Raw genomic sequence first — 26,189 nt, 5'->3', positions numbered from 1 at the left:
ATCCTATGTTCCTCTACTACGAGAGACTTTGGCACGCCTTTATCATTCATGCATGCTTCTTGCGCTGCCCAGCGGCGGACGTTCAATATTCGGCACATCCCTGACAACGCGTTGCTTGTGGGCCGGCGTCCGCTTGTGCGTCGCATTCCGCTCGTATCGAGACGCACGGCCTCGCTCAGGGCGCGGGGCCACACGGTCTCCAATCTTTGTATGCTCTGCCAGTTCCAAGCGCGTCCTCGATATCCACGCTTGGACACCCTAACTGTGTTCTCGATCTTGGTGCGCCCGAGCAGGAACTGGATGGCACGGAGACTGCCAGTGGCTTGATAGATCATCGCAGCCTTAGAGGCGCATTCTTGCCACTCTATCACAACGGAGCTTGGTCAATTTCTAGGAAATCAGCTGCTTACATTGCATCAACGCTTTTCGGTCATTAAGCATGCGCACGATCGGCGATGATAAGTCCTATCCGTTCGACATCTTCTTTTACGGTTCCAGAGCAGACTTGGCCGAGCGAAACCGCCCACGATTGAGTGATGAACCGCAGTTCGGCTTCTTCATTCCGGGACAACATTGTTATGTCGGCACTGGGAACTACGGCCGACAGCAGTTGCTTGCAATAGATGGCAAAGCGGCAGGACGCCGAGCCGACGTCGGAATGAACGATTAAGAGGTCCACGTCGTTCGCCGGAGTCTTCCCATGAAAGCGTGATCCGAAGCCGTAGATTTGAACGCTCTCCGTCATCCGCGCCGCGGGGCCTTATCCCGCTCGCGTTCCGCTGGAATCTGATAGTTCCAGAAGTCCTCTCTTGCCAGAGCCCCCATGAACTCGGCGATGGTGAACAGGCCAACTTGCGAAGCGCGGCAATGCTCCCGCGCATCCTTGGTGTAGCCGCACCAATTGGAATTGATGATCACGACGTCCACATCACCGAGCTGGTTTTGCACATCGATGAACTGGGCAACGCCGAACGAGTAGCATTCGCAGATGAAAACACGAAGGACTTGCCCGGTATCGCGCGTGAGCTCGTAAATCCCGTTTCCTGCTGATGCGAGATTCGCGACCCGGCTATGGCCCTTCATCCGGTCTTCGAAAAAACGAAAATGGCCATAATGGCTCGGCCAAGGGAAAGCTTCGCTACGCGCCGCCATTTGCTGCCCTCCTTATCCGATCGGCGAACTCAGCGGGAAATCGCAGAACGCCAGCATATGATATCTCGTCGTTGACCCACCTCTCATAGCTACGCGAATGGAGTAGAAACGCCGAGATGGCCTTCTGGTCGTCAGGGTCGAGTACACCCCTATGCCGCTCGAGCAGACCAGTGATCTTCCGATTGTTCGGCACAATAGTGGACAGCCGCTCGGAAACCCAGATGGAGAAGACTTCATCGTTGTGAGGCTCGCTCAGGGCGAGCTCCGACATAGGGCCATAGGTTTGCCAAGCCTGGTGATTCTCTTCGAGGAGTACCAAGATAGACTTCGCAAGTGCTTGCCTCTCCGGTGCCTCGTCTGTGTCGGTACGCTGATCCACCCATTCTTCGTGCTTGGTCTTCATCTTGTGCAATATTTCGACGGTGAAGACCCCTTCATTCTGCTTCTTGTCGATTTCGGTGTGGTGGTTGGGGCAAAGCAGGATGAGGTTAGTGTAGTCGTCGCGCTCTACAGGAGTCTGGGAGGTATCATGACGGTTAGCCCCAGCTTTGTCGCCACGAATGTGGGCCATCTCACCGATTGTGTAAGGCGCACGGCCTTCGGCCTCCCGCTGAGAGAGGCGGACACGGCAACCATCGAATGAGCAGCGGCCTGCTGCGTTCGACCACAAAAGTTTGATGGATTTCTCTGTTATTGCCATTGACGAGATGTGTCCCCCGACTTCTCACACTCGAGAATAACCGCTCTCGAAATAAGTTGCGCAATTTCTGCAAGACTTGCCGGATATCTCCGATCAGAGCCCTCTGCGCGATAAATAGCTAGGGCCAGCTTTGCAAGTTAGATGGCCCTCAAACGCTTGATTAGTACTGCCTCGATATCATTTGATGCGCTGCCAACCGCGTGATTGGCGCCGCGCAGATACGGACGCGGCCCGCGACCCCAGCCGAACGTTTTAACTTGGCCTACTCAGAACGCGGGCGGGCACTGTTGCAGGAACGATGAACCAACCGAGCATTGGATGGGATTGTAGCTCCGCCACGCCAATACTGCTCCACGTGGTCAACAGCAGAATCGTTGATCGACTTGATCTCGTTACCACATATCCGGCACGCCGCGTCCTGGTCGTAAAGCTCCTTCTTTAGCTGAGCCTTAAAGATGCGAGAGCTATCAAGCCCTTCCACACCGTCCATCAGGGTGCCAAGGCGGCGGCCCCACGCATCGAATGCATACTTGATCTTCTTCGCATCGCCGGTCGATTTGCTGACCGAATCCAACCATTGTTGATCGGTTAGAATATCAAGATATTCCTCCATGATAGCATCTGCTCTCTGACTTATCTGCACCGTGTCATACGGTGCAAGCGAGGTAGATATCACTTGGAAGATGGCGGCGTTTGCCTTTGGCGCCCACTCGCCGCCACCCTTGTAGTCGGTCTTCCGCAGACGGAACGCGTTGGAACCGAAAACGGTGTAGCTGTTGCGCATCGCGCGTTTGAATCGCTTCTCGAAGTCGGCGATAATCTCATCACTGGGGTCTTTGTAGGTTTCAAAGAACCGGTTCAAGAACGACTTGATTCCCGCTGTTACCTTATCGTGCTTGATCGTATCGAACGCGAGAAAGCGAAGGATCAAGCCTCGGTCAAACATGCGATCTGAGAGATTGCGCATGTTGATTGCGTTTCGGAAATCGTCATTTTTTGCCCAGTCGGCAAGCTTGGAATTGAGTTTGCCGCGATAGATACAGTTGCGAATTTCCATCTCATTCAGGGACATGCCCCCGGTATTGATCCGCTCAAACGTCGTGAACTTCAAATCCTGGGACGTGTCTTCCGACAGCTCAAAGCAACTGATCACGGAATCTTCGATGTCGCTCTGCATCTTCTGCGACAATTCCTTGAAACGCTTTCCGTTCAACTCCTTGAATACCTCAAGGCCGGTCAGCGCAAATTTGTTATCGATGAAATTGAAAACTGTCGTCAGGCGCTGAACGCCATCAATTACTTCCAGGCCACCTTCTTTGGTGCGCGAAAGGAATATTACAGGGATAGGCAGTCGCATTAAAATGGATTCGATCAGGTAAGAGGGTCGCTTGCCCTTCCAGACATAGGCGCGCTGCCAGTCAGGGTTGAGGTTCAACTTCCCCCTCTGGAACCAGGTGTGATAGACACCCAGCGGGACGTCTTTAGGCTGCATAACAGCCTGGCGCGGGCCGCCTGCGAGGTCGAGAGCGCCCTCGTCGCTGCCGTCCTCATCGTTGTCGTCATCTAACCAGTTAACGCCTTGCAGAGGTTCGCCATCCACTTCTTTGTCATCCACAAGGTTCTCGGTCGAATCTGATGCTACAGTCATGTGAGGCTCCCGAATTATATGCGATGATTTTCGCGTAACTTGCAGCCTTTATGCAGCTTAAAGTCAACACTTTCATGTTGGTTCAGCTTGGGTGCTGGTGTGAATACGCAAAATTTCCTGTATCGCTCGGTAAGATTGCATCACATCGATTCGAGGTAGCATGCTGGACGACGAAAACCGACGCCTGATTATGGATCGACTGGGCGGGGCGGTAGATGACCTTGTATCGGACTTGTATTCAGACACCACAGGCGGCGTCAGTGTCGTGCAGGAGGCCGAGATCACGTCGCGCTTGTGCCAGCGCCTTGAAGACAAGCTAGATAACTCGCAGGCAGGGGACTACGTTTTTCGAGTTATAGCTCAGTCGTTGCCGGATCGCGGCCCGAACTCGATGGAAAAGCTTTTTGGCGCGGACCTTTTCTTGTCGATCTCGCTCGATGGGGCTGCTGGCTTTGACAAAGGCATTTTCATCCAGGCGAAATATGACCGCAACATCAACCGCACCGAGCTGAAGGATGCTTGCCGGCGTATGGAGGCAATAGCAGATCGCCAGGGCGTTTACGTCTGGGTATATGAACCCAATGGCGTCAAAGTGCTATCATCGCACCAAGTGGGTCAGATGAAGCAAAACTCTCTCACCGGACTCCAACCACGGACGATGGCCGGTTTCACAGGGCGCATCTTGGATTGTCATGCAGGCAGTCGAGCCTGGGGGATTCCCTCTGCAGGAAACAGGCGCAAAATGGTCGCTGACCGCCTACTTGAAGTGAGAGCGAGCAATCTCCTAGACATCAAACTGAAAAAACACCGAGGCTAACGACTGAAACGCCAGGTCGCCGTAACGGATAGGTCAGCTCCTTGAAGAGGAGCGGAACAGTCACCTGCTTTTCTAATCGTTCCGTATCATGGCAACGGACCTGTCTCCTTTTTACATGGATGGTAAGGAGAACTCTATATCTGTCGGTTTTCGGACGACGCTTGAAAGCAGCCTGTCTCCGAATTTGGTGTGAAAGAGCTTTCCCGACGCCGGTCTTCATATACCACCAACGGCTATTTCAGACGTTCAAAAATGCCCCGCTCACGGTCGGCGAGAGTGGCTGACTCAGGTCCTTGCCGGCTCACCACACAAAGAGCGCTTGAGCCTCATTGAGCTTGGTTCGGCGCCAAGGAGACCGAAGTTGCAGCAATGAATGCGAGGAATTATCGGACGGGCGAGAAGCTACTTGCCTCCCTCACCCGCCCCGGACGAGATTGCCTACAATTCCAGGAGACGGTGGCCCCCCGCTCGACGCGCTTGCGAACAAAGGCTTTTGAGACTGCTGTACGAATCGAACTCTCACTTCCGCCGAGCTAGATAAATAAGGGCTTCATTCAGATAGTGACCGACGATCGTTTCAAAGACGTCTACACCCCTATGCCGCCCTCACCCTATCTCGCCCGCTCATCTTCGCATCATACAATGCCTGATCCGCCCGCCGATAAAGCTCGGATGCACTGTCTGTCGGCACACACGCCGCGATCCCGGCAGAACAGGTGTAGCTGAAGTCGGGCGAGTCCGGCAGCGGCCTGGAGAAGCGGATCACCGTCAGCATGCGCTCGACCATGGCAAGCGCGTCTTCCGGGCCGGTGGCCGGCATGACGAGGAGGAATTCTTCGCCGCCGACCCGGTCGAAACAATCGTTGCGGCGGACATTCTGGTGGATGCGGTGGGCGAAATCGCGCAGCACGAGATCGCCGGCGTGGTGGCCGAGCCGGTCGTTGATGCGCTTGAAATTGTCGATGTCGAAGACGGCGAGGCAACCGCTTCTGCCATGCCGGACGAAGCGGCGTCGGCGACGCGTTTTTTGCGCTCCTTTTCGGCGGCGACCTCATCGCAGCCGCAATCGCGTGTCAGCGGCCGGGCTTCAGTTCGGAGATGTAGCGCACGATCGGATTGACCTGCCGGTTCTCGATTTCGGCATCGTTGCGAAGGCGGATCGCCTTGCGGACGAGCCTGGCGCCGAGATAGCGGATCGGCTCCGGCGGCAGCTTCTTGCGCTTTTCAAGTCCGACAAGACCGCTGCGGCTCCATTGATCATCCCGGCCGAGAACCAGGCTCGCGAGGATACGGCCGGCCACGGGCGTCTGGGCTATCCCGGTGCCGTTGAAGCCGATGCCGAAGAAGATATTGGGCTGGCCCGCGAGATGGCCGAAGATCGGCAGGTGATCTGCGGTGCAGTCGATCGGTCCCGACCAGTCGTGCTCGATCTTCACTGTTTTCAGTTCGGGATAGACCCGGTCCAGCTCGCGCCTGTTGTCGGCGCCCTTTTCCGTACCGCGGTTGAAGGAGGGACCGATCCGATCGCCGTAGGCGATCTTGCCGCTGCCGCGGCCGAAGATGACCCGCCCCTCCGGCGTGCGCTGGTAATAGAGCACATGCGCCTGCGCGTCGCAGATCGATTCGCCGCCCGTCCACCCCAGGCGCTGAAGCAGATCCGGCACTGGTTGCGTGGCGACGATCTGGCTTTCGACCACATAGATGTAGCGCAGGAGCTCGGGAATGGATGCCAGCCAGGCATTCGCCGCCAGCACGACGCGGCCGGCGCGAAGGCGTCCCTGCGGCGTGTGCAGGGTGGCGACGGCCCCGGGCTCGATTGCGGTGACTGGCGTCTTTTCGTGGATGATCACATGGCGCGCGAGAGCGAGCCGGCGCAGGCCCGCGGCGAGCTTTGCCGGCTGCACCGTTCCTGCCCGCATCTCGGCAATGCCCATGTAGGAGGCGCGAGAGCCGGTGCGGCGGGCAATCTCGCCGGCATCGAGCCGGCTGAAGCGCGCTTCGCCCTGGGCCTCCACCATCTCAAGCGCCTTCTGCCATGCGCCTTCCTGTGCCCTGGCGCTTGCCGTCCACAGCCATCCGTCCAGCCTGAGATTCATGTCGATCGCGCCGCTTGCCTGCAGGGCCTCCAGCTCGGCGATCGCATCGGCGGTCGCCCGGCAGAGCGAAAGCGCCTCCGTCTCTCCCACCACCTCGGCGAGAAGATCAATTTCGGCAAACCAGGAGTGGACCTGGCCGCCATTGCGGCCGGATGCCCCTGCTCCGCAGCAATCCGCCTCGAGCAGGACGATCTTCAGCCCGGGATCCTGCTCCTTCAGGCGCAGCGCCGTCCACAGGCCGGTATAGCCGCCGCCGACGATCGCGACATCAGCGGCCTGATCGCCCTCGAGCGGCATGGTGACGGGGGCGGCACCGGCGTCCTGGAGCCAGAAGGAGCGATCCGGGCCACGCGCCAGGACCGGCGGTCTCAAGGTGTAGCGCATGATGTCAGCCCTCCGCTGCAGAGATTTCGTCTGCATATTTCCGCAGGAGCCATGGCGGAATGGCAGCGAGCCTCTGCGGGAAGCCGCCTTCGTGCAGACAGGTCCGGGCGGCCGCATCGGTTGCGAGGCGCATGGCCGCCTCGGCATGCATGCCTTTCAGAAGATGCGCGACAACAAAGCTGGCGATGAAACTGTCGCCGGCGCCGCAGGTATCGATTACATCGACTGCTTGCGCCGGCACATGGACAAGCTCCGCACCGTCGTCAAAGAAGGCGCCGCGCCGGCCGCAGGTCAGGACGATCCTCGCGGCGCCACGATCCTTCAACGTTCCTATGACGGGCTCGACCGGCACATGCGGCTCATCCGGCCCGGATGCGAAGACCAGCGGCACGCCCTTGAGATCCAGTGACTGGTGCGCCGTCGAGACGTCTATGCTGAAGCGAATGCGATCCTCGATCAGCCGCTCGATGAGCTCGGCGCTGGAATTGGTGCCGAGGTGGACCCAATCGGCCCGCCTGAGTGCCGCATAGCGCTCCGGAGACGGAACGTAATTGCGCCCGACCCCGAGATCCTCAAGCAGGAACCTGCGGTCTCCATCCTGCTCCAGCAGCAGGGTGACGGCGGTGGCGCCGTCGCGCCGCTCGAGGTCCGCCCGAGGCAGACCGACGGCTTCGATCGCCGTGGCGATCACGTCGCCCTCGGCATCCTTGCCGACAACGCCGAAATAGCGGGCATCGCAGCCTTGCCGATGCCATTGCGCCGCCACATTAAGCGCATTGCCGCCGACAGCCATGCTGTTCTTGCTGAGATAAACGTCCAGGCAGTTATCGCCAACTGCAATCAGCCGCATCGCCGCCATCACGCGACCTCCCCTGTCTGCTGGAGATAAGGCGCGATCCCCCAGCGTTCGATTTCGGCGAAGCCGCAGCCGCGGATGATTTCCGCGACCTTTTCGAAGGGGTAGAGCTGAAAGCTGAGATTGGCGCCGATCAGCTGCCTGGCCGAGAGTTTTGGCACTTCCGGTTTCCTCATGAAATCACTTGCCGATGCCTTCGGTGAGGCCGCGGATGAAATAACGCTGGGTGAAGAAGAAGATGACGACGATCGGCAGCGCCGAGATGGTCATCGCGGCGAAGACCTCCGCGAAATTGGTGCCATGCTTGGCCATCAGCGAGGTCAGGCCGACGGGCAGGGTCTGCACGTCGATCTGGTTGGTGAAGATCATCGCGAAGATATATTCGTTCCAGGCAAACAGGATGTGCAGGATGATGCAGGAGACGATGATCGACCGGCAGAGCGGCAGCATGATCTTGCGGAAGATCTGCCCCTCGCTGGCGCCATCGATCATGGCCGCCTCATCGAGATCGCGCGGCAGGTCGAGCATATAGGCGCGGATCAGGAAGGTGGTGAAGGGCACGCGGAAGGCCGTGTAAAGGATGATCAGCGCCCAATGCGTATTGTAGAGGCCAAGGCTCTGCATCATCTGCACGAGCGGCACCAGCGCCACAGTCGGGCTGAGCATCATGCCGCCGAGCACGAAGCCGACGATCACAGGCTTGCCGAACATCTTCGTCCGGGTCAGGCCATAGGCGGTCCAGGCACTGATGAAGACCGTGGTGATTGTGGAAACGACGGTCACCAGCAGGCTCGAGAACAGGAAATTGCGCACACCCTGGTTCCAGGCCGCGACGTAATTGTCGAAGGACCAGCGGTCGGGAAGCGCGAAGGGATCGCTGAAGATCTGGCTGTTCGACTTGAAGCCGCCGAGCGCCATCCAGACCAGCGGGTAGACGACGAGAATGCCCGCCGCCACCAAGAGCGCCATCAGCACGCCCTTGCCGATGACCAGCCAGGGATTGCGCATTGACGCGCCCGGAGGAATGACCACCGCACTCATGCCTCCACCCTCCGCCGCTTGGTGTACCAGAGCTGGAGCAGGCCTGTCGTCAGCGTGGCGAGGAAGATGACCACGCCGATTGCGGCCGCATAGCCCATGTCGTTCTGGTTGAAGCCCTGTTCGTAGAGCCATGTCCCCAGCACCTGGCTCGAATTGTTCGGCCCGCCACCGGTCATCACCATGACTTCGTTGAAAACCTGGAAGGCGCCGGCAATGGTGACGATGATCATCATGCCGGTCATTTCGCGGGTGAGCGGAAAGGTGATGCAGAAGAGCTGGCGGAGCGGCCCGGCGCCATCGACCGTGGCGGCATCGTAGAGTTCGCGCGGGATCTTCTGGATGGCGATGGTAAAGAGCAGCGTGGAATAGCCGAAGCCCTGCCACTGGCTCATGGCGATGATCGCATAGATCGCCGTGCGCTCGTCACCCAGCCAGGTGTAAGACAGGTTCTGCAGCCCGAGCAGATGCAGCAGGGCGTCGAGAAGGCCGATATCGGGCTGGTAGATGAAATAGAAGAGCAGGCCGGTGACCGTGGTGGAGATTGCCGAGGGTATGAAATAGACGGCCCGCCAGAAATTCCGCCAGGCGCGGCTCCTGAGCCCCTCGATGATGGCGGCAAGCACGAAGGCGGCGAAAACCTGGAAGACGACGGAGAGCACGGCATAAAGGCCGTTATTGGTCAGCGCCCGCCAGACGACCGGATCGTCCAGCAGCCGGCGGTAATTGTCGAGCCCGACATAATCGACCTCGCCGGTGAAGATGTCCTGGGTGGTTGTGCTGACAAAGAGGTTGTCGACGATCGGATAATAGACGAACCAGCCGACAATGATCAGCGCCACGATGCCCCAGCGCAACGCCGCCAGCTGCTGCAGCAGGCCGTGCCGCAGCCATCTCCTGCGGTTGGAGACGGCGCCGCGCAGGGCGGCACCGTTCGTTGTCGGGGTTGCCGTCACGCTCGCCATCGTCATTGCCCGGCGGCAGCCGCGGCAGCTTTGCGGACAGAGGCGAGAAGATCTTCCGCCGACATGGAGCCGCCGGCGAAGGCCTGCAGGCCGGAAAGCCAGGCAGCGGCGACACGCGGATGGTTGACCGTGTCGAGCCATGGCATGAGGTAGCTTGCCTTGGCGATCTCCTCCATGCCTTCGGCGACATTGGGATTGATCCTGGTCTTGTCCGCGCCGCCTATGACCGCGCTCGGCTGGCCATAGGGCGGCGCCGACAGCGTCCTGCCGTTTTCCTGGCTGGTGAGGAACTTCAGGAAGTCGATCGCCAGGGGAAGGTTCTTCGCCTTGGCATTGACCATGTAACCCTCGGGCGCGCCTTCGAGCGCCGTGGCCGAGCCCTTGGCATCACTCGGAGCCGGCAGCTTGAAAAAGCCGAACTCCTCCGGCTTCAGGGCGGTTTCCTTGGTCGCGGCCTGATCGAACTCGATAATCTCCTGGTAGTACATGGCCGCCTTCCTGTCGCTCATCGACTGGAGTGCGGTCTGGTAGGAGAGGCCGTTGACCTGGGCGCCGCCGGCGCAGCGCTCCTGAAGCGAGCGGTACTGCCCGAGCGCCGCGACATAGCCGGGATGGTCGAAGGTCGCCGTCTTCGGCTTGAAATCGCGCTCCAGCGTCTCGGTCGGCACGTTATAGGCCAGCAACTGCCCGAGATAATGGACGAGCGGCCAGGATTCCTTGTTGCCGATCGCGATCGGAACGACGCCCGAACCCTTCAGCGCATCGCAGGCCTTCAACAGCGCGTCGAAATCCTTGGGCGGCTCGATGCCGAGATCGGCGAACATCTTCTTGTTGTAGCCCATGAATTTCGCATCGAGATAAAGCGGCACACCAAAATACTTGCCGTTATACGAAAAGGCCTTCACGGCCGCCGGGCTCAGCGTCTTGCCCCATTCGGTTTCCGGCCCGATGACCTTGGACAGATCGACGGCGCGATTGCCGCGGATGAAGTTCTCGCCCCAGGTCCCCGTCCAGGAGAAATAAATGTCCGGCAGCGAGTTCGAGGCGACCAGCGTCTTGGTCTTTCCCTTGATGCTGTCGTCGTTCTCCTGGATGAGCTCGATCTTCACGCCGGGATGCTGCGCCTCATAGGCTTTGGCGACATTGACGAAATAGGGGGAAAGCAGCTGCAGGCCGAACTTGGTCAGGATCGTCAGCTTGCCGCTGTAGTCGACCTTGGCGGCCGGATCGGCAACCGGCGCATCGCCGGCCGCAGAGGCTGTTGCCGGGAAGGCTCCCCAGGAAATCGAGATGACCGATACTGCCGCAATCATCGCAGCAGTGGAGTGGATGGACCGTTGCATGTTTCATTCCCCTTTTGCTTGTTGATCGTGCGGCAGATCGCGGTGTCCTACCGTCCGCCATCCGCCGGTCAGAAGCGGCAAGCCTCTTTCGCCGCCGCGGCGAAGAGGCTCGCGGCATGCATCAGTACTCGACCCGCTTGTAGTAGCGGCGGGTCGTCAGCGGGTGCTGGCGCAGCACTTCGAGATGGGCGCTCAGCCGCTCCAGCAGGGTGGCGAGGACCACCGGCGAGATCAGACTGCGGACCTGCGGCGAAATGCCGGGAAGCGCGACGGATGCGGAATCGAGGATCCAGACCTTGTCGGTGTAGCGATGGACGAAGCGTTCGACCCGCTCGCCGAGCGGCCGCAGCGCATCCTCGCCCTTGAACAGGAACACGCTGACGCCCGGCTCGACCAGCTCCAGCGTGCCGTGGAAGAAATCGGCGGCATGAACGGGCCGCGTGCGGATCCACTGCATTTCTTCCAGGATGCACATTCCGTAATAATGCGCCTCCGGCCAGACCGAGCCGGCGCCGGTGAAGATATGATATGGCTCGTCCTTGATGGACTGGGCGAGCTTCGCCGCCTCGTCTTCATAGGCGGCCTTGGCCTCTGCAAGCAGCCCCGGCAGCCTCTTCAGCTCGGAAACGATCGCGTCGAAATTCGCGATCCTGCCTGTTTCGGCCAGCAGCGCCAGGACGATGATCATGGTCTGCAGGTAGAAGGACTCCGACGACGTGTCGTCTTCGGCGAAGTTGGTATAGGTGTGATCGGCCTGCTGCGCGAGCGGCGTATCGGCATGGCCGGTGAGCGTCAACAGGCGCACGCCGCGTTCCTTGAGGAAGGGCAGAAGCGCGACGCTCTCCTTGGTCGTGCCCGACAATGACGGCATCACCACCAGCGCCTTTTCGTTGAGCCCGGCCGGCGGATCGAGGATCACCTGGGCCGGGAAGCAGGCCGAGACCGGAAAGGTCGTATGGCGGGCGGCGAGCTCGATCGCAGGAAAGGTCAGGAGCTGCACGCCGCCGGTGCCCATGAAATAAAGCCGTTCGATCCCCGCATCGAGCAGGTCGCGCATCAGCGGGCGGATCCAGTCTGCAATCGCAACGGCGCCCGTCTGGATCTTCAGGAAGCGGGCTTGGTCAAAGTTCAACATTCGGGTCCCTTGTCTGTCAGTAGCAAGCACGCACACGTCCCCCACTTCAGGCGGCAGACTGCGGCGCGCTGGCATGCAGTCGCCAATTCAAAAATGTGATATCGATCTCACACGTGGATCAAAAGAAAGACCGGCTTCTCCTCGGGAGTGATGAGAGACCGATCTCACACGCGAATTAATGCATGGTCCGGCCGGCATGGCAAGCCACTTTTTGCAGAAATTTCACGCGCTGTTGAGAAGAGCCTGTCTCGGACAGACCAGGAGAGACGCCAGCGGATCAGCGTCCCGACGTCCGGGACGGCCGGGAGACGGAGCCGCGCACGACCAGGCGCGTCGGGAACTGCTCCCTGTGCGGCGGCTCGCGACTGCCGTTGATCCGCTGCATCAGCAGCTTCACCGCAAGCGGGCCGATCTGCGCGATCGGCTGCGCCACGACGGTGATCTGCGGGTCGGTGAAAGTGGCGAGGTTGAAGTCGTCGAAGCCGACCAGGGAAACGGCATGCGGCACGGCAAGGCCCATCGAGCGCAGCCCGAGAAGCGCCCCCTGGGTCATAAGGCTGTCGACGGTGAAGACCGCTGTCGGGCGCGACGGCCGGCTGAACAGCCGGATGGTGGCATCGATCGCATATTCCACCGTCGATCGCGACACGATGATCAGCGATTCGTCCACCTCGATGCCGTGGCTCTGCAGCGCCTGGATATAGCCGGCGAGACGGCCGCGGGCGGTCGTGATGCGGGAATCGTCCTGAATGAGGCCGATGCGGCGATGGCCGTTGGCGATCAGATAGCTCACGGCCTCGCGGGCGCCGCCCTCATTGTCGACGGTGACGCTGTCACAGGCAACCTGCGGCAAGGCGCGGTCGATGAGGACGAGGGGCGTTCCGTCCCGGACAAGCCCGACCAGGTGCTCCTTGTTGTCGGCAGAGGTCGGCGCGACGATGAAACCGCGCACATTGAGGGACCTCAGGCTTTCGAGCAGTTCCACCTCCTGCTCCGGATCCTCTTCGCTGCTGGCGATCAGCAGGTTGTGGCGAAAGGCGCGCAGATCGACATCGACATCATGAGCGATCCGGGCAAAAAACGGATTCTGGATGTCGCCCGGCATGAAACCGATGAGCGGCAACTGCCCTCGCCGCAAGGCCTGCGCCACACGATTGCTGCGATAACCGAGCCGATCGGCCGCTGCCAGCACCCGCTCTGCCGCGTCTCCGCCGACATAGCCGTAACCGTTCAATGCGCGGGCGGCGGTCGCGCGCGACACGTTCGCGGCGCGCGCAACGTCTATCAGCGTCACTGCCTTTGGCGCCACTTCCCTCGGTCCCCGCTGGATCTTGTTCGGCTTTCATAGCCAGGATGACGCCTAGCAGAGGACGCCCGACCAATTCAAGAGCGGCATCTGGAATGCGCGCCGACCGGACCCGCTCGGCCGGACCTCGGCGTCTTTTCTAAGCCGCCCTTACCCGATCCCGGCCGCTCATCTTGGCATCATAAAGCGCCTGATCGGCACGCCTGTAAAGCTCGGACGCGCTGTCTGTGGGCACACACGCGGCGATACCGGCAGAACACGTGTAGCTGAAATCGGGTGAGTCCGGCAGCGGCCGGGAGAAGCGGATCACCGTCAGCATGCGCTCGACCATGGCAAGCGCGTCTTCCGGGCCGGTGGCCGGCATGACGAGGAGGAATTCTTCGCCGCCGACCCGGCCGAAACAATCGTTGCGGCGGACATTCTGGTGGATGCGGTGGGCGAAATCGCGCAGCACGAGATCGCCGGCGTGGTGGCCGTGCCGGTCGTTGATGTGTTTGAAATTGTCGATGTCGAAGACGGCAAGGCAACCGCTGCTGCCATGCCGAGCGGCGGCCAGCATGTCTTCGACGCGGGCCATGACGAAGCGGCGGTTGGCGACGCCGGTGAGTTCGTCGGTGTAGGAAGCCTTGATCGCCTGGTCGCGATCCTGCCGGACGGTGCGGCCATGGGCTCTCAGACGGGTGATGTCGCTGGCGATGCACAGCATCCAGCCGTTACTCTGCACCGCCTCGGTCATCCACAGCCAGCGGCCGTCGGAAAGATCCGTCTCGAAGGCGCGATAGCCGATCTTGCCGCGGCGTGACTGGGTCGAGCGCAGCCATTCCTCGAAATTATCCGTGCGGATGACGGTGCCGCGGCCAAGATGGAAATTGCGCCGCATCAGATCCGGCCAGAGCGGCGTTTCCTCCGGCTCGATGAAATAGGCCGAGCGGAAGGCGCTGTTGGCATAGCGCAGCCGGTCATCGCCATCATAGACCGCCATCAGCGTTTCCGTCTGTGCGGAAAGATGGAGAAGCTGTTCGATTGTCTCGTCCATACAGCACCCTGTCTGGTTGCCCCGGCAAGAGATGGCGCAGAAATCCTATGAGAAAAGAGCCGCTCGGCAAGCAAAGGCGCTTGCCGTGATTACGGAAGCGTCAACATTCCCGCTGGTGATCGGACATCGACTGCCGCGGGATCGGGGCGAAAGGTATCCGTGCCTGATGTGTGCAGGCTCGCGCGCAACCCTTCGCCCTCTCCCTCGCGCTGCTGGCGCTGGGGGTCACGGCGCGCTTTTTCCTGTCGCCCGCCGGAGGACGCGTCATCGCGCCGGCCGCGCCGAGGATGCGGCGCCATGGCCCGGAAAGGCTCCCTGGAAATATTGTCCGGGAGAGACACCGAAGGCCGTCCGGAACACCGCAATGAAGGCGCTGGGGCCCGAGTAGCCGAGTGAAAAGGCGATATCGCCGACGCTTCGGCCGGCGGCGAGCCACTCCACGGCTTTGAGGAGTTTCGCCTGCTGACGCCAGGCGCGGAAACTCATGCCGGTCTCGGTTTGGAAATGGCGCTGAAAGCTGCGGGGAGACATGGCCGCACGCGAGGCAAGTTCATCGAGTGGCCAATCGGCACCCGGTTCGTTGCGGATGTCCGAAGCGATGCTGCGGAGGCGTTCGGATGCCGGCGAGGGAAGCGACAGCGGCGCGACCGTACTCGTCTGAAGCTGGTCGAGAATGACGGCGACAAGCCGTTCGGCAGGGGCACTGCCGGCGTCGGCGCGCGGTATCTCCAGGAATGCCAGGATCAGTTCGCGCAGGAGCGGCGTCGTACCGATCACTGAGACCTCGGAGGGCAGGTTCACGACCGCGTCGGGCCGGAAGAAGAGGTAGCTGCGCTCCGTTTCCTGCAGGTATGTCACCTCGTGGAGGACGCCTGATGGCACGAATACGGCACGTTCAGGCGGAACGATGAAGTAGCCCCGCTCGGTCTCGAGCCGCAGCGAACCGCGCACGATCTGGAAGAGCTGAGCGCGGTGGTGCACGTGGAAAGAATAGGTTCGCCCGGCGGGCTCTGCGCCACCCTGGGCGACGGCGGTGTGCGGATAATCTCCAAATGCGTCTTCCGGCAGATGAACGTTGGTCAGGTTGTCGCGGGCAATCATGGCGTCTCACAGACATAATTTGACAGACTGCCGATAACACGTCGGCCGGCATTTCACTAGATTGATATCACCGCAACACAACTTGGACGTAGGTTATGACATTCGAACTCCGGCACATTGAACTTTCGGATCGTTTTGCTCCCAGCCTTCTGACGAAGATGGCAGCTTTGCGGTTTGCAGCGCCCGCCCTCCTCCTCTGGTGGCAAAGGCGCGAAACGGAACAGGCACTGCAGTGGCTGTCGGACCGCGATCTGGAAGACATCGGCGTCGCCCGCCACGAGATTGGCGAGTTGGCGCGATCGCTAGGACCAATTGACGCGTTGCCCGCGAAGCGGCGGGCAAGGTCATCGCCACCACCGGTCCTCCGCTATCAGAGAGGTAAGCAAGATGCATGACGACGGTTTTTTTGACGATGAGGTCGCGGCTACCTACGATGACGCTGACGGGATCTCGGCCCCGGAGGTCATCGATCCGGCGGTCGATCTCCTGGCCGAATACGCAGGCGGCGGGCGCGTGCTGGAATTCGCGATCGGGACCGGGCGCCTGGCGCTGCCGCTCGCGCGGAAAGGGGTGGAGGTAGAAGGCATCGAGCTGTCGCGCGCGATGGTGTCTCGCCTTCGCGCCAAAGAGGGCGGCGCGGACATTCCGGTGGTAATCGGCGACATGGCGACAACCCGTGTCGAGAGGCGCTTTTCCCTCGTTTATCTGGCTTTCAACACGATCAACAACCTGACGTCACAGGAAGCCCAGGTCGCCTGCTTTCTGAACGCCGCCGCGCACCTTGAAACTGGCGGGCACTTCCTGATCGAGGTTGGCGTCCCGCCGCTTCAGCGGCTTCCGCTCGGCGAGACGATCCTGGCGTTCGACCGCAGCGAGACGCATTGGGGCGTCGACGAGTACGACGTGGTAAGCCAGAACTTCACGTCCCACCACATCCGGATCCGGGACGGGAACTGCAGGCAGTTCTCGGTCCCGTTTCGTTATGCATGGCCAGCGGAATTCGACCTTATGGCGCGGCTGGCCGGCCTGAAGCTCAAAGCCCGATGGGGCGGCTGGAAAAAGGAGCCGTTCACAAAGGTCAGCGATCGGCATGTCTCGGCCTGGCAGAAGATCGCAGCTTAGGCCCAAGGAGATGGACGGCGAGGTCGGTCGCGATCGTGTCAAGATAGGCCAGACCGATCCCGCCTTTTACTCAGGCCGGTGAGGGGTCGCCGCGGGCTTCATCCAGCTCGGCAACTCCGTCAGGCCGGCTCCCAACTCCTCGAAGGCTTCCGTGGCGAAACTCGGCACGGCGCCTGTCCAGCGCAACTCGCCATCCGAATTGGAATGGCCGCCGCCGTCGAGCTTGTAGATGCTCTCGACGACATACTGGCCGTCATCATTCAGCCCCTTGATCTCGGAAATTTCGATGACCCGTCGCCGCCCGGTGCGCTTGAACCGGGCAATCTGGACGACGACGTCGACGGCCGAAGCGATCTGCGAGCGCAGCGGGCGCAGCGGCATGTCGATATCCGACATCAGCGCCAGGGTTTCCAGCCGGTGCAGCGCGTCATAGGGCGTATTGGCATGCACGGTCGAAAGGCTGCCGCTGTGGCCCGATGTCATCGCCTGGATCATATCGAGCGCTTCTCCGCCGCGGCACTCGCCGACGATGATGCGGTCCGGCCGCATTCGCAGCGAAGAGCGGAACAGCTCGCGAATGCTGGCGCCGCCGCGACCGAACCTGTCGGGCTTGGTGACTTCGAGATAGACGACATGCTCCTTGCGGATCTGCAGTTCCGAGGTGTCCTCGATGACGATGACCCGCTCATGATCGGCGAAGGCTTCCGACAGCGCGTTCAGCATCGTCGTCTTGCCGGTGCCGGTGCCGCCGGAGATGATGACATTCTTCTGCAGTCCGACCGCCGCCTGCAGCAAGGACAGCGACTCCTCCGTCAGGCTTCCCTGGGTGACGAGGTCGCGAATGCTGCGATGTTCTCTCAAAAAGCGGCGGATGGAGATGCAGAGCCCGGTGCGGGCGGCCGGCGGCTGGATCATCTGCACGCGCGAACCGTCCGGCAGACGGGCTTCGACGCTCGGTTCCTCCGGCGTCAGGCGCTTGCCTGAGAATTGCGCGATGCTGCGCGCCGCCGATTCCAGATCCTCGCGGCTGGCGAAGCGCGTATCGGCGCGTTCGAGCTTGCCTCGCCGTTCGACGAAGATGTCGGAGGTTCCATTGATCAGGATTTCGGAAACGCTCGGATCCTCGAGCAGGAAGCGGATGGGCGCCAGGAGCTTGTCCAGCGCCCGGGTCAGAACCTGGAAGGTCGCCTGTTCGGCAGCGTCGTCGGAAACGGCTTTCATCAGAGCGGCATCCCGACAAGAACGGAGCTCATGCCGAACAGCGTCACCATCATCTGGACCGCAGTCGGAAAGAACAACATCAGTGGAATGAGGACCAATGCAAGTATCAAGACGCTGCTCATCGTTTCCATGATTTTGCCTCCGGAACGACTGACGGGCCACAGCCAATATTGAAGACGAGCTTAATCCAGATCGGCAAGCAACGCCATGGGGACGCCCTCGCCCGCCCGCCACTATGCGTGCGTGGCTTCCGCCTGTTCTATCGCCTTGAAACAATTGACCAATAATGGAGCAGCTGACGCTGTTCGCGAAAACCGCTTCACAACATGCCTCACCGGAGAAAATTACAGCGTAATCAGCCAGTTAGCGTGAAAACACCACCGTCAACCGCATGTCTGCAGCCGACGCCTCCAAGACAATTGGAACCCTGCCTTCCGTTTGCTTGACGGAGGGCTGGCCTTGGGCGCACTCTTGGGTCTTAATGATGTTGCTCAACAAGCGTTGGCGACCGGGGAAGAAAAGCAGAAGCAGAAAACATCATTGGAATGAGCAACGTGCTGGTTCTGATCGATAGCGTATGCTTGCTTCTTTTCACCAAGGTCTTCGATCCGAAACAAACTTGGGAACGAGGAATACGCAGATGTTTGCAAAACTCAAGACTCTCGCAATTGCACTTCACAAGGACGAACGCGGCGACATGGCCCAGATCGTCCTCGCAGTCGCCCTGATCGTCATTCCGCTGATGCTGCTGCTGCTCGCATTCGGCAAACAGATCGGCGAATGGTTCAACGAAAAGAACACGGCTCTCTCCGACGCCGAGAGAATTCCTGAGCCGGGTCAATAAGCGGGATCGGTGTCATGGACATGACCTACGATCTGACCCTGATGCCAGCGGCGGCGGCTCTTGCCGTCGCCTGCGCCACGACCGCGGCGGTGTTCGATCACCGCCATGGTCAGATCCCGAACGCCATCACCTACCCCTGCCTGCTTGCCGGCTTCATGCTGGCAGCGATCAGCGGCGGCCTTGCGGGGATCGGCCTGGCTTTCGCCGGCCTCCTTGCCTCAGGCCTGATCTTCATCATCGCCTTCGCAGCCGGAGGCTGCGGCGGCGGTGATGTCAAGCTGATGGCGGCGCTCGGCGCCGTTCTCGGCCTCTGGCCCGCCATCGACGTGACGCTCGCATCGCTGATGATCGGCGGCACGATTGCGGTCTGCTCGATGGCGCGGCGGGTTCAATGGGGCGTGCTGGCGCGAACCGTCGGACTGTTCGCCCTGCTGCTGCCCGCCGGTTTCCGCGATGCCGCTTCCGTGCTGAAGCCGCGCGAAACCCATCATACCGTCCGTTTCGGCGTCGCCGCCGCTCTCGGACTTCTCTGGTGCCTGTTCATGCCTGATTTCACCCCTCTTTCATTCGTGAGGTAACGGCAATGCGCGCGGAACTCGAACGCCCCACTTTCGACGGTGCTTTCTGGAGTTCGATCCTGCACTCGCGGACCTTCTGGATCCCTCAGGATCACGGCGCGCTTCTCGGCACCTTCGCGATCGCCATGCTGTTGCTAACCTCGATGCTGTTGCTGCCGCGGCTTTCCGCCCGCCGGCGCCGGATGTCGGAGCTTCACGGCGATATCTCAGGCAGCACGACGATGATGGATTTCGTGCTGGTCACGCCGATCTTCGTCTTCTTCATGTTCGTGGTCTTTCAGTTCACGATCCTGGCGAAGAACCACCTGTTCACCCACTATGCCGCTTATGCGGCGGCCCGCAGCGCCCGCGTCTATTTCTGCCCGGCCCTGCCGATCACCATCCACAGCTTCATCGGCCCCAAGACCTGCGATAACGACGCCGCAGAGGGCAAGGCCGATCTTGCCGCCCGCCTGGCGCTGATCCCGGCGGCGCCCTACGACCAGCTGAAATGCGTCGGCGCCTGCCAGCCGCCGGAAGAGGCGCTGAAGAGCCTGGCCGACGCCTCGGGCCTCTCGAAGAACTGGCGCGCGATGCGCAACCAGGCCCGCTACATGTTCGACCCGCAGAACGTCACGGTCACCGTCGACCGCGCCCCGATGGCGCTCTTTGCCGCCATCAACCGCTCGCCGCATGTGCCCGTCACCGCCAGGGTCGAAGCGCGTTTCCTGCTGCTCGAATATGCCGGCTGGGTCTTTGCCCGCGGCCAGCGGAAGGACGGGCGCTACTACACGATTTCGACGGCGGAGGTGAACCTGCTATGACACCGTCCTTCATCCATCGCCTGCACCGCGACCAGCGCGGCTTCCTGTCTCCGATTATCCTCTACATGACGATCGCGCTGGCGCTGATGATCGTCTGGATCCTGAACACCGGGCAGATGATCTACGACAAGCAGCGCACCCAGGACACCGCCGATGCCGCCGCCCTCGTCCATGCCGACTGGGAGGCGCGCTATCTCAACATCATGGCGATGAACAATGTCGCCTCCTCGCAGGCCACCGTGGTCATGGCGACGTCGGTCGCCTATCAGCTGACCACCGCGGAACTGGCCCTGCGCTCGGCCGCCATTCTGGCGAAACTCGCCGAATATTCCTTCACCGAGGGCTTCGGGCCGGCGTCGCTCCTGCCGCCGCTGCCGCCGATGCCCTATTGCCCCGGCTGGCAGAAGGTCCCGATCGTCGGCGGCATCATCTACGGCGCTTGCCTGGCGTTCCAGGGGTTCCGGGCAACCGAAGCCACCAAGGCGATCGCCTATACGGTGGCGGCGCAGATCAAATATGATCCCCTGGGTCTGATCAACAAATCGAGCGACATCATCGACGCGATGAATGACCTGAACGATTACCTCGTCGAAAGCTTTCCCGAGCGGGTCGGCAACGACGCCTTGCATCTGGTTCGTTTAAACAAGTCGGATCATGTCGTCTTCCATCCGCCCTGCGAATCCTGCGGCCAGGCCGGGGAAGGCGCCGGAGGCAACCTGCCGGTCGACCGTGACGGCATCAATCCAGCCGCTGCCTATACCGAAATGTGCCTTGCCATGTCCTATGGCACCCAGGGACAGGATCCATTCCTGATGCGCGGCGAGTTCGCCAATCGCGGCTTCCCCAACGGCAAGGGTCCGTTGACGGCAGGCGGCGTCGACGGCAGCCATATCCGCGACTGGGTCAACCATGAGAGCGGCATCGACGATCAGCTGGTCGAGTTCTACATCTTCTATGAGGCGTTCGGCCCGAAATACCTGAGCAAGATCCCGTTCAAGGCGATTATCGAGCAATATGCCGATCTCAGCTGGTGGCAGGAACTGCTGCTCGATGGCAGCTTCTTTGTGGCGGAGGAATTCTTCGGCATCAAATTCGGGGTTGTGAACCCCTTCCAGCTGCCGATCGACGTGCCGCCACGTTATTCCGACAAACAGACGAAGGACGAGAACGACTTCACCCGCAAGTTCGACATGATCTGGAACCAGGTCTGTGGTCCGGCGGGCGGGGCGATCTCGGTGACCGGCGTCAGCCTGCCGCTCCTCTCCTTCCCGAAGCCCTACTGGCTGAAGGGACGCATCCCCTTCAACTTCACGCCCTTCGGCGGCGACCAGCTCTCCGACTACCAGACGCTGGCGATTGTTTCCCGGGCGCCCCGCGCCAGGCTCCAGGTCCGGCTGTTCAAGGACAGGACGCCGTCCGCTTATGCCCTGGCGCAGAGCTGGGTCCACAACTACACCGCCTTCGACCTCTACACGCAGGACTGGCTTGCCTCGCTGGCGCCGGCGACGCTCGCCGACGATATCGGCGCGGTTTCCGGCACGATCAAACAAAGCCCGGCTGCCGACAGTTTCACCGGCCTGACACGCGTCTTCGACAATGGAGGAGCCAATGCCTGGGCTGCCGTCAACACACACTGAGCAAGCGGTCGGCGCTCCGGCCGGCGGCCTCATGATGCGGCTGCATCGCGACCGGCGCGGTCTGGCCTCGATCGAATTCGTGCTCGCCGCGCCGGTCATCCTGCTGATCGTGATCTTCGTCATTCACGCGAACAGGATTTCCACCAAGAAGGTCGCGACCATGCTTGCCATGCGCAACGCCGCCTTCGCCGAGGCGTCCGGCCTCAACTGCACCTCGGATTTCTCGAAGGTTTTCCCGATTCCGGCCTTGCCGGCCCTGCCCGGAGGCGACGCGATCAACTGTTCGCGCACGCCCTCGCATGAAGGCGGCGGCGATCCGCAGCGGACCTTTATCTGGGACGACGTGCAGAACACTCTCAAGGGCAATGGTCGCGACTTCGGCGACATGGTCGGCGAACTCGCCGACGAGAAGCCGCAACTCGTGACCGCGACCGCCGACCGCGTCTACAAGTTCAGGGATTCCGACGATCTCGACACCATCCGCAGCATCCGCTGGAAGGATGCGTTCACGGTCGACGACTCGACGCTGTTCATCTCGCACAACAACGACACCACGCGCCGCGGCTACGATCCGACGCTGCGCCGGGAAATCCGCGATGTGGCAAGCGATTCCGGCGATCTCTTCGACGGCGTCTTTCCGGGGGCGAAGTGACATGGCACAGCGATCACGCATCTCACTTCATCTCCTCTCTACGGCCCTGGTCGTCGGGCTCGCCGTGATCGCCAGTCCGGGCCGCGCCGAGATCTACAAGGATATTCGGGTGACGCTGAATTCGATGCTGGCCGGCATCCTCGGCGCGCCGGAACGCGCGCCGCGCGATCTCGTCATCAACGGCCAGCCGCTCGAGTTCACCCCCTACCAGAGCGATCGCAGCATTTCCGATATCACCGACGAGTGGCTGCGGGTGCTGGCCGCCAATACCCGGCCCGCCATGCCGAAAAGCAGCGACCGGGAGGAACTGACCGCCGTCATCGCCGCCAACATGATGATCGTCCCGAAGGTCAGCCGCATCCGCGACGATCTTGCCGTTGTCGTGCGCTTCTTCGACGGCGACGGCGAGGCTGCGCTCGCCTACATGAGACGGCAGGATCCGAACAAGCCGTCGGCGAGAGCGCCGATCCCGGGTGTCTCGATCATGATCCGCCGGCCTGCAAATGCGCCGATGACCGAAGTGCTGATGAGCCGCTTCGACGATGTCGCCGCGACGCTCCCGGCTTTCGCCGCCCCTGCCGATGTCGCCAAGCTGCCGACGTCGCTGCGTCCGCCGGCCGGCGTCGAGGTGCTGAGCGATATCGGCGACCATGACAAGGGCCATATGTCGCGCACCGTGGTGTCGAAGGGCACGCTTGCCGCCGCGCGCTGGTCCGATCAGCGCGCCGACCTGCTTATCCGCGACGGCTTCACCATCGAAACGCCGCCGGCCGAGCGCGGCGGGGTCATCGCCCTTTACGGCCGGCGCGGCAGTGTCGAAGCCAATGTTCTCTACACCAGAAGCAAAACCGACGGCAGGACCGTTGAGGTCATTCAAATCAGGCAACCCTTCTTAGAGGGAATAACACCATGAACTGGAAGCTCATTGCCGCCGTGATCGTCGGGCTGATCACCGGCGTCCTCCTCTACTTCTGGACCGAGAGCGTCAAGAACGAGCAGGTGGCCTATGCCTTCATGCGGCTCCAGCCCGACAAGAAGGTGACGAGAGGACAGGCGATCACCCCGGACATGCTCGCCGAACCGGTGATGCTGCCGGAAAGCTTCGGGGCGCTTGCCAAGCTCGCGGTTCCGGCCGCCAGCGCCTATCAGGAATGGCTGAAGGACCGGACGGCCGCCGCCGACATTCCGGCCGGCTCGGTGCTGCTCTTCCAGTATTTCGACGATACCGACGGCGGCCGCCTGACGACGATGATCGCGCCCGGCAAGCGGGCGCTCACCCTGCCGGTCAACGCCGCCGAGGCGGTCGGCCATTTCGTCGAGCCGGGCAGCTATGTCGACATTCTCGGCACCGTCGACGAACCGGTCGAGCCGGTGGCGCCGCCCGCCGCGACGCAGCCGGGAACGCCCGGGCAGACGCCGGCCGCACCCGGCCAGACGCCCGCCGCGCCGGTCCAGCCGCCCTCGCCGGTCGAGCAGATGCTGAAGAACTATCTCACCCAATATCCCGGCGCCGACGAGAACGACATCAACGCCTACCGGAAGCAGGCGCAGGACTACAAGCTCGGCATCAGCTCGCGCACCCGCGTCGTCACCCGCACCTTCCTCCAGAACGTCAAGGTGCTCGCCGTCGGCGCGGCGACCACGCCGGAAGGTGCGGTCACCAAGGCCAATAGCAGCTATAATCACGTGACGGTCGAAGTGACGCCGTCGGAAGCCGAGATGCTGATCTTCGCCATGGGCCAGGCGAACGGCAGCCTCAACCTCGTGCTGCGCAATCCGACCGACAATAGCGTCGAAGACCTGCCGAGCATCAACTGGACGCGCATGTGATCATTTCGGGGATTGAGCCATGCTGTTGAAGATTTCCTATGAGGACGGCAGCGGGCGGGAGGTGATCCCGCTCTCGGCGAACGAGACCTATTTCGTCGGCGAAAGCAGCACGCTTTCGCTGCCCGCCGGCGCCGGCGTCGTGCGGCTGCGCGGCAGCCATGTCTCCTCGCCGCAATTCGTGCTGCGCAAGTCAGGCCAGGGCTGGTCGGTGCAGCATCATGGCCGCAACCCGACGCGGGTCGACGACCAGCCGCTGAGGGCCGGCACGCCGGTGGCGGTTTCGGCCGGCATGTCGATCTGGGTGCCGAATGTCACCATCGAACTCGTCGAGCCGGCGGCGGCGCCGGAAGCGGTGACGCAGTTTCCGGACCAGGAGCGGGTGCTGGCGCTGCAGATGGAAATACATGAGCGATTGCTAAAGGACACGCAATATGACCGGCTGGTGAAATCCTCCGATTTCGGCCGCGAGGAGACGCGCGGCCGCATCCGCGAGCGCCTCGACCTGTTCATCAAGGAGGCGCTGGACGCCGCACCCCAGGATCTCGTCATCCTTGTCATCAAGAACGCCGTCTACCGGTGGCTGGCAAAACGCATCGCCCGCACCGGACGGCGCGACGGCGCGTCGAATGCGGCAAGCCTCGCCCGCGAAGAGCAGGACAACCGCCGGCTCTTCGATGTCGGCAAGGCGCTGATCTCGGCGCTGCAACTGAAGCTGAACTTCGAATCCACCCGTTCCGACTTCGCCCAGCTCGACACCAAGTTCGGCGCCGCCTTCCAGGCCCGGCAGGCCCTGTTCAACGCCGGCGACCGCTACGAGATCGCCCATATGCACCTGCGCTCGAATATCGAGGAGCTGATGTATCGCTGGGGCACGATCTCGGAACTGATGGATCTCGACGTCATCTCGGAAATCATGGTGACGCGGTATGACGAGATCTATGTCGAAAAATTTGGCCTGCTCGAGCGCTATCCCTTCGCCTTCGCCAATGAGCGGCAGCTGATGAAGGTGATCGAGCGCATCGCCGTCGATTCCAACCGCTCGATCAACGAGAGCGAGGCGATGGCCGACTTCCGCATGCCGGACGGTTCGCGCGTCAACGCCGTCATCCCGCCGCTCGCCGTCAAGGGCGCCTGCCTCACCATCCGCAAGTTCGGCGGCAAGTCGCGGCTCGACATCAGCAAACTGGTCGCCGCTGGCGCGCTCAGCGAGCCGATGCGCGCCTTCCTCGAGGCGGCGGTGCGGGCCCGCAAGAACATCGTCGTCTCCGGCGGCACCGGCTCCGGCAAGACGACGCTGCTGAACAGCCTGTCGCAATTCATTCCGGTCGGCGAGCGCGTCGTTGCCGTCGAGGACACGTCCGAACTGCAGCTCGACGGCATTCACGTCGTCTACCTGCAATCGCGGCCGAAGACGGCGGAGAGCGAGACCAGCGTCACCATCCGCGACCTGGTGCGCAACGCGCTGCGCATGCGTCCCGACCGCATCATCGTCGGCGAGTGCCGCGGCGCGGAGGCGATCGACATGCTGCAGGCGATGAACACCGGCCATGCCGGCTCGATGACGACGGCGCATGCCAACACGCCGCAGGACATGATGACCCGGCTTGAGGTGATGGTGCTGCAGGGCCAGAGCTCGCTGCCGGTGACGGCGATCCGCCAGCAGATCGTCGCCGCCGTCGAGCTCGTCGTGCAGCTCAACCGCCTGGAAAGCGGCCGGCGCGCCGTCACCGAGATATCGGAGGTCATCGGCATCGATCCGGACACCGGCCTGATCATCGTCGAGCCGATCTTCAATCTCGTCGGCCGCGCCGGCGGCCAGGCGGTGCATGCCTTCACCGGCTATCTGCCGAGCTTCGTCGCCGAGCTCGTCGCCTTCGGCGAAGACGGCGAGATCAAGAACCTGGATATGTTTGTTTGAGGGTGGA

At 61.7% G+C, this 26,189-nt stretch carries 27 protein-coding genes and 1 pseudogene; 12 read left to right on the top strand and 16 right to left on the bottom strand.

The window, feature by feature from the left end; all coding sequences use genetic code 11:
- The first annotated feature begins 439 nt into the window (after positions 1-439).
- A complete protein-coding gene (locus HJC04_RS04495; RefSeq protein WP_221144955.1) occupies positions 440-670 on the top strand; it encodes a hypothetical protein in 231 nt (76 codons plus the stop codon).
- A gap of 71 nt (positions 671-741) precedes the next feature.
- Here HJC04_RS04495 and HJC04_RS04490 read toward each other — a convergent pair whose 3' ends face one another.
- The 3 genes from HJC04_RS04490 to HJC04_RS04480 form a co-directional block, all read right to left on the bottom strand.
- Positions 742-1,152 (bottom strand): hypothetical protein, encoded by a 411-nt coding sequence (locus HJC04_RS04490; protein WP_221144954.1) that lies wholly within the window; start codon positions 1,150-1,152, stop codon positions 742-744.
- Positions 1,139-1,852 carry an HNH endonuclease signature motif containing protein gene (locus HJC04_RS04485; protein WP_221144952.1) on the bottom strand — a complete coding sequence of 238 codons (714 nt, stop codon included), beginning with the start codon at positions 1,850-1,852 and terminating at the stop codon, positions 1,139-1,141. The genes HJC04_RS04490 and HJC04_RS04485 overlap by 14 nt, the downstream gene beginning before the upstream one ends.
- Positions 1,853-2,114: 262 nt before the next feature.
- Entirely contained in the window at positions 2,115-3,500 is a 1,386-nt protein-coding gene (locus HJC04_RS04480; RefSeq protein ID WP_221144950.1) for a DUF262 domain-containing protein, read from the bottom strand.
- A 160-nt stretch (positions 3,501-3,660) separates the two neighbouring features.
- Here HJC04_RS04480 and HJC04_RS04475 point away from each other — a divergent pair, with 160 nt between their 5' ends.
- Positions 3,661-4,317, top strand: a complete 657-nt coding sequence (locus HJC04_RS04475; protein ID WP_221144948.1) for a hypothetical protein — start codon at positions 3,661-3,663, stop codon at positions 4,315-4,317.
- 595 nt (positions 4,318-4,912) lie between these two features.
- Here HJC04_RS04475 and HJC04_RS04470 read toward each other — a convergent pair.
- The 11 genes and pseudogenes from HJC04_RS04470 to HJC04_RS04420 form a co-directional block, all read right to left on the bottom strand.
- A pseudogene (locus HJC04_RS04470) lies at positions 4,913-5,326 on the bottom strand (GGDEF domain-containing protein); the annotation flags it as partial.
- Between the two features lie 64 nt (positions 5,327-5,390).
- Positions 5,391-6,797: an FAD-binding oxidoreductase gene (locus HJC04_RS04465; protein ID WP_259668794.1), complete on the bottom strand. Its 1,407-nt coding sequence runs from the start codon at positions 6,795-6,797 to the stop codon at positions 5,391-5,393.
- Between the two features lie 4 nt (positions 6,798-6,801).
- Positions 6,802-7,656 (bottom strand): PfkB family carbohydrate kinase, encoded by an 855-nt coding sequence (locus HJC04_RS04460; protein ID WP_221144945.1) that lies wholly within the window; start codon positions 7,654-7,656, stop codon positions 6,802-6,804.
- Entirely contained in the window at positions 7,656-7,814 is a 159-nt protein-coding gene (locus HJC04_RS04455) for a hypothetical protein (RefSeq protein ID WP_221144944.1), read from the bottom strand. Before HJC04_RS04455 ends, HJC04_RS04460 begins: the two co-directional genes overlap by 1 nt.
- 19 nt (positions 7,815-7,833) lie before the next feature.
- Positions 7,834-8,694, bottom strand: a complete 861-nt coding sequence (locus HJC04_RS04450) for a carbohydrate ABC transporter permease (protein WP_221144943.1) — start codon at positions 8,692-8,694, stop codon at positions 7,834-7,836.
- A complete protein-coding gene (locus tag HJC04_RS04445) occupies positions 8,691-9,656 on the bottom strand; it encodes a carbohydrate ABC transporter permease (RefSeq protein WP_221144942.1) in 966 nt (321 codons plus the stop codon). Before HJC04_RS04445 ends, HJC04_RS04450 begins: the two co-directional genes overlap by 4 nt.
- A 2-nt stretch (positions 9,657-9,658) precedes the next feature.
- The gene (locus HJC04_RS04440) at positions 9,659-10,999 is read right to left on the bottom strand and encodes an ABC transporter substrate-binding protein (RefSeq protein ID WP_221144941.1); all 1,341 of its coding nucleotides are present in this window, start codon (positions 10,997-10,999) and stop codon (positions 9,659-9,661) included.
- 121 nt (positions 11,000-11,120) lie between these two features.
- Positions 11,121-12,134, bottom strand: coding sequence for an SIS domain-containing protein (locus HJC04_RS04435; protein WP_221144940.1), 1,014 nt, complete (start codon positions 12,132-12,134; stop codon positions 11,121-11,123).
- Positions 12,135-12,411: 277 nt separating this feature from the next.
- Positions 12,412-13,443, bottom strand: a complete 1,032-nt coding sequence (locus HJC04_RS04430; protein ID WP_221144939.1) for a LacI family DNA-binding transcriptional regulator — start codon at positions 13,441-13,443, stop codon at positions 12,412-12,414.
- A gap of 136 nt (positions 13,444-13,579) precedes the next feature.
- Complete coding sequence (locus tag HJC04_RS04425; protein WP_221144938.1) at positions 13,580-14,476, bottom strand: GGDEF domain-containing protein; 897 nt, start codon at positions 14,474-14,476, stop codon at positions 13,580-13,582.
- 264 nt (positions 14,477-14,740) lie between these two features.
- Complete coding sequence (locus tag HJC04_RS04420; RefSeq protein ID WP_221144937.1) at positions 14,741-15,577, bottom strand: helix-turn-helix domain-containing protein; 837 nt, start codon at positions 15,575-15,577, stop codon at positions 14,741-14,743.
- Between the two features lie 95 nt (positions 15,578-15,672).
- Between HJC04_RS04420 and HJC04_RS04415 the strand changes: the two genes are divergently transcribed.
- Both HJC04_RS04415 and HJC04_RS04410 read left to right on the top strand, forming a co-directional pair.
- Positions 15,673-15,972, top strand: a complete 300-nt coding sequence (locus HJC04_RS04415; protein WP_221124015.1) for a DUF1127 domain-containing protein — start codon at positions 15,673-15,675, stop codon at positions 15,970-15,972.
- Positions 15,965-16,699 carry a class I SAM-dependent methyltransferase gene (locus HJC04_RS04410; protein ID WP_221102001.1) on the top strand — a complete coding sequence of 245 codons (735 nt, stop codon included), beginning with the start codon at positions 15,965-15,967 and terminating at the stop codon, positions 16,697-16,699. The genes HJC04_RS04415 and HJC04_RS04410 overlap by 8 nt, the downstream gene beginning before the upstream one ends.
- Positions 16,700-16,765: 66 nt before the next feature.
- Here HJC04_RS04410 and HJC04_RS04405 read toward each other — a convergent pair whose 3' ends face one another.
- On the bottom strand, positions 16,766-17,920 hold the full coding sequence (locus HJC04_RS04405; RefSeq protein WP_259668793.1) for a CpaF family protein: 1,155 nt from the start codon (positions 17,918-17,920) through the stop codon (positions 16,766-16,768).
- Entirely contained in the window at positions 17,920-18,051 is a 132-nt protein-coding gene (locus tag HJC04_RS31580; RefSeq protein WP_257784635.1) for a hypothetical protein, read from the bottom strand. Before HJC04_RS31580 ends, HJC04_RS04405 begins: the two co-directional genes overlap by 1 nt.
- A gap of 509 nt (positions 18,052-18,560) precedes the next feature.
- On the opposite strand from HJC04_RS31580, the gene HJC04_RS04400 reads away from it, so the two are divergent.
- From HJC04_RS04400 to HJC04_RS04365, 8 genes are read left to right on the top strand one after another with little or no spacing between them, the layout of a single operon-like run.
- A complete protein-coding gene (locus HJC04_RS04400; RefSeq protein WP_064808298.1) occupies positions 18,561-18,764 on the top strand; it encodes a hypothetical protein in 204 nt (67 codons plus the stop codon).
- A 14-nt stretch (positions 18,765-18,778) separates the two neighbouring features.
- Positions 18,779-19,342, top strand: coding sequence for a prepilin peptidase (locus tag HJC04_RS04395; RefSeq protein ID WP_221123133.1), 564 nt, complete (start codon positions 18,779-18,781; stop codon positions 19,340-19,342).
- Positions 19,343-19,347: 5 nt separating this feature from the next.
- Positions 19,348-20,145, top strand: coding sequence for a TadE/TadG family type IV pilus assembly protein (locus tag HJC04_RS04390; protein ID WP_221144936.1), 798 nt, complete (start codon positions 19,348-19,350; stop codon positions 20,143-20,145).
- Positions 20,142-21,782, top strand: a complete 1,641-nt coding sequence (locus HJC04_RS04385; protein WP_210632637.1) for a Tad domain-containing protein — start codon at positions 20,142-20,144, stop codon at positions 21,780-21,782. Before HJC04_RS04390 ends, HJC04_RS04385 begins: the two co-directional genes overlap by 4 nt.
- A complete protein-coding gene (locus tag HJC04_RS04380) occupies positions 21,754-22,434 on the top strand; it encodes a TadE/TadG family type IV pilus assembly protein (protein ID WP_210632636.1) in 681 nt (226 codons plus the stop codon). The genes HJC04_RS04385 and HJC04_RS04380 overlap by 29 nt, the downstream gene beginning before the upstream one ends.
- Position 22,435: 1 nt before the next feature.
- Positions 22,436-23,347, top strand: coding sequence for a hypothetical protein (locus tag HJC04_RS04375; RefSeq protein WP_221144935.1), 912 nt, complete (start codon positions 22,436-22,438; stop codon positions 23,345-23,347).
- Positions 23,344-24,264 carry a Flp pilus assembly protein CpaB gene (locus tag HJC04_RS04370; protein ID WP_210632634.1) on the top strand — a complete coding sequence of 307 codons (921 nt, stop codon included), beginning with the start codon at positions 23,344-23,346 and terminating at the stop codon, positions 24,262-24,264. The genes HJC04_RS04375 and HJC04_RS04370 overlap by 4 nt, the downstream gene beginning before the upstream one ends.
- 19 nt (positions 24,265-24,283) lie before the next feature.
- Positions 24,284-26,182, top strand: coding sequence for an ATPase, T2SS/T4P/T4SS family (locus tag HJC04_RS04365; RefSeq protein WP_097598917.1), 1,899 nt, complete (start codon positions 24,284-24,286; stop codon positions 26,180-26,182).
- Positions 26,183-26,189 lie beyond the last annotated feature (7 nt).

Source organism: Rhizobium sp. NLR8a, assembly GCF_019685235.1.
Classification (GTDB): Bacteria; Pseudomonadota; Alphaproteobacteria; order Rhizobiales; family Rhizobiaceae; genus Rhizobium.
Note: the sequence above shows the minus strand (reverse complement) of the source record. Positions and strands in the feature narration are given on the sequence as shown.

Excerpts from the sequence above, each read along its gene's own strand:
- HJC04_RS31580 (WP_257784635.1), bottom strand. The coding sequence starts at position 18,051 with ATGGAAACGATGAGCAGCGTCTTGATACTTGCATTGGTCCTCATTCCA.
- HJC04_RS04480 (WP_221144950.1), bottom strand. The coding sequence starts at position 3,500 with ATGACTGTAGCATCAGATTCGACCGAGAACCTTGTGGATGACAAAGAA.
- HJC04_RS04425 (WP_221144938.1), bottom strand. The coding sequence starts at position 14,476 with ATGGACGAGACAATCGAACAGCTTCTCCATCTTTCCGCACAGACGGAA.
- HJC04_RS04420 (WP_221144937.1), bottom strand. The coding sequence starts at position 15,577 with ATGATTGCCCGCGACAACCTGACCAACGTTCATCTGCCGGAAGACGCA.
- HJC04_RS04410 (WP_221102001.1), top strand. The coding sequence starts at position 15,965 with ATGCATGACGACGGTTTTTTTGACGATGAGGTCGCGGCTACCTACGAT.
- HJC04_RS04475 (WP_221144948.1), top strand. The coding sequence starts at position 3,661 with ATGCTGGACGACGAAAACCGACGCCTGATTATGGATCGACTGGGCGGG.
- HJC04_RS04490 (WP_221144954.1), bottom strand. The coding sequence starts at position 1,152 with ATGGCGGCGCGTAGCGAAGCTTTCCCTTGGCCGAGCCATTATGGCCAT.
- HJC04_RS04405 (WP_259668793.1), bottom strand. The coding sequence starts at position 17,920 with ATGAAAGCCGTTTCCGACGACGCTGCCGAACAGGCGACCTTCCAGGTT.
- HJC04_RS04445 (WP_221144942.1), bottom strand. The coding sequence starts at position 9,656 with ATGGCGAGCGTGACGGCAACCCCGACAACGAACGGTGCCGCCCTGCGC.
- HJC04_RS04385 (WP_210632637.1), top strand. The coding sequence starts at position 20,142 with ATGACACCGTCCTTCATCCATCGCCTGCACCGCGACCAGCGCGGCTTC.
- HJC04_RS04390 (WP_221144936.1), top strand. The coding sequence starts at position 19,348 with ATGCGCGCGGAACTCGAACGCCCCACTTTCGACGGTGCTTTCTGGAGT.
- HJC04_RS04495 (WP_221144955.1), top strand. The coding sequence starts at position 440 with ATGCGCACGATCGGCGATGATAAGTCCTATCCGTTCGACATCTTCTTT.
- HJC04_RS04460 (WP_221144945.1), bottom strand. The coding sequence starts at position 7,656 with ATGGCGGCGATGCGGCTGATTGCAGTTGGCGATAACTGCCTGGACGTT.
- HJC04_RS04370 (WP_210632634.1), top strand. The coding sequence starts at position 23,344 with ATGAACTGGAAGCTCATTGCCGCCGTGATCGTCGGGCTGATCACCGGC.
- HJC04_RS04375 (WP_221144935.1), top strand. The coding sequence starts at position 22,436 with ATGGCACAGCGATCACGCATCTCACTTCATCTCCTCTCTACGGCCCTG.
- HJC04_RS04435 (WP_221144940.1), bottom strand. The coding sequence starts at position 12,134 with ATGTTGAACTTTGACCAAGCCCGCTTCCTGAAGATCCAGACGGGCGCC.
- HJC04_RS04365 (WP_097598917.1), top strand. The coding sequence starts at position 24,284 with ATGCTGTTGAAGATTTCCTATGAGGACGGCAGCGGGCGGGAGGTGATC.
- HJC04_RS04400 (WP_064808298.1), top strand. The coding sequence starts at position 18,561 with ATGTTTGCAAAACTCAAGACTCTCGCAATTGCACTTCACAAGGACGAA.
- HJC04_RS04395 (WP_221123133.1), top strand. The coding sequence starts at position 18,779 with ATGGACATGACCTACGATCTGACCCTGATGCCAGCGGCGGCGGCTCTT.
- HJC04_RS04450 (WP_221144943.1), bottom strand. The coding sequence starts at position 8,694 with ATGAGTGCGGTGGTCATTCCTCCGGGCGCGTCAATGCGCAATCCCTGG.
- HJC04_RS04380 (WP_210632636.1), top strand. The coding sequence starts at position 21,754 with ATGCCTGGGCTGCCGTCAACACACACTGAGCAAGCGGTCGGCGCTCCG.
- HJC04_RS04485 (WP_221144952.1), bottom strand. The coding sequence starts at position 1,852 with ATGGCAATAACAGAGAAATCCATCAAACTTTTGTGGTCGAACGCAGCA.
- HJC04_RS04415 (WP_221124015.1), top strand. The coding sequence starts at position 15,673 with ATGACATTCGAACTCCGGCACATTGAACTTTCGGATCGTTTTGCTCCC.
- HJC04_RS04440 (WP_221144941.1), bottom strand. The coding sequence starts at position 10,999 with ATGCAACGGTCCATCCACTCCACTGCTGCGATGATTGCGGCAGTATCG.
- HJC04_RS04465 (WP_259668794.1), bottom strand. The coding sequence starts at position 6,797 with ATGCGCTACACCTTGAGACCGCCGGTCCTGGCGCGTGGCCCGGATCGC.